Genomic DNA, 1,409 nt, shown 5'->3' on the forward strand with positions numbered 1-1,409 from the left:
GTGGCCGGCATCGACGAGGCCAAGGAAGACCTGCAGGAGGTGGTGGAGTTCCTGCGCGACCCGCAGAAGTTCCAGCGCCTGGGCGGCCGCATTCCCCGCGGCGTGCTGCTCGTCGGCCCTCCCGGCACCGGTAAGACCCTGACCGCCCGTGCGGTCGCCGGCGAGGCCAACGTGCCGTTCTTCACCATCTCGGGCTCCGACTTCGTCGAGATGTTCGTCGGCGTCGGCGCCTCCCGGGTGCGCGACATGTTCGAGCAGGCGAAGAAGAACGCCCCCTGCATCATCTTCATCGACGAGATCGACGCGGTCGGCCGCCATCGCGGCGCCGGCTTAGGGGGCGGCAACGACGAGCGCGAGCAGACCCTCAACCAGCTCCTCGTCGAGATGGACGGCTTCGAGGCCAACGAGGGCGTGATCATCATCGCGGCCACCAACCGTCCCGACGTGCTCGATCCGGCGCTGCTGCGTCCGGGCCGCTTCGACCGCCAGATCGTCGTCCCGAACCCGGACGTCACCGGCCGCGAGAAGATCCTGCGCGTCCATGTGCGCAAGGTGCCGCTGGCTCCCGACGTGGACCTGAAGGTGATCGCCCGCGGCACCCCCGGCTTCTCGGGCGCCGACCTGATGAACCTGGTCAACGAGGCGGCGCTGCTGGCCGCCCGCCGCGGCAAGCGCATCGTCACGATGAAGGAGTTCGAGGACGCGAAGGACAAGGTGATGATGGGCGCCGAGCGCCGTACCCTCGTCATGACCGACGACGAGAAGCGCCTGACCGCCTATCACGAGGCCGGCCACGCCGTCGTGGCGCTCAACGTCCCGGCGACCGACCCGGTGCACAAGGCCACCATCATCCCGCGCGGCCGCGCGCTCGGCATGGTCATGCAGCTGCCTGAGCGGGACAAGCTGTCCATGTCCTACGAGCAGATGACCTCGCGCCTGGCGATCATGATGGGCGGCCGCATCGCCGAGGAGATGATCTTCGGCAAGGACAAGGTCACCTCCGGTGCCCAGTCGGACATCGAGCAGGCGACCCGTCTCGCCCGCATGATGGTGACCAAGTGGGGCTTCTCGCCCGAACTCGGCACCGTCGCCTATGGCGAGAACCAGGATGAGGTGTTCCTCGGCATGCAGATGGGCCGGCAGCAGAACGTGTCCGAGGCGACCGCCCAGAAGATCGACTCGGAGGTCCGCCGCCTGGTCGAGGACGGGCTCAACGATGCCCGGCGCATCCTGACCGAGAAGGCGCACGAACTCGAGGCTCTGGCTCGCGGCCTGCTCGAATACGAGACCCTGAGCGGCGACGAAATCCGCCATCTCCTCGACGGACAGCCTCCGGTGCGCGATACCGGCGAGGCGATCAGCCCCAGCCGCGGCTCCGCCGTGCCCACCGCCGGCCGTGGCCGCCCGCG

1 protein-coding gene is annotated in these 1,409 nt (G+C 68.9%); it reads left to right on the top strand.

What is annotated here, in order from left to right; genetic code table 11:
- Positions 1–1,409, top strand: a 1,409-nt coding sequence (gene ftsH, locus FS320_RS43370; RefSeq protein WP_152718652.1) for an ATP-dependent zinc metalloprotease FtsH, incomplete at both ends; no start/stop codon positions are given.

Source organism: Microvirga tunisiensis, from assembly GCF_009296175.1.
Taxonomy (GTDB): Bacteria; Pseudomonadota; Alphaproteobacteria; order Rhizobiales; family Beijerinckiaceae; genus Microvirga; species Microvirga tunisiensis.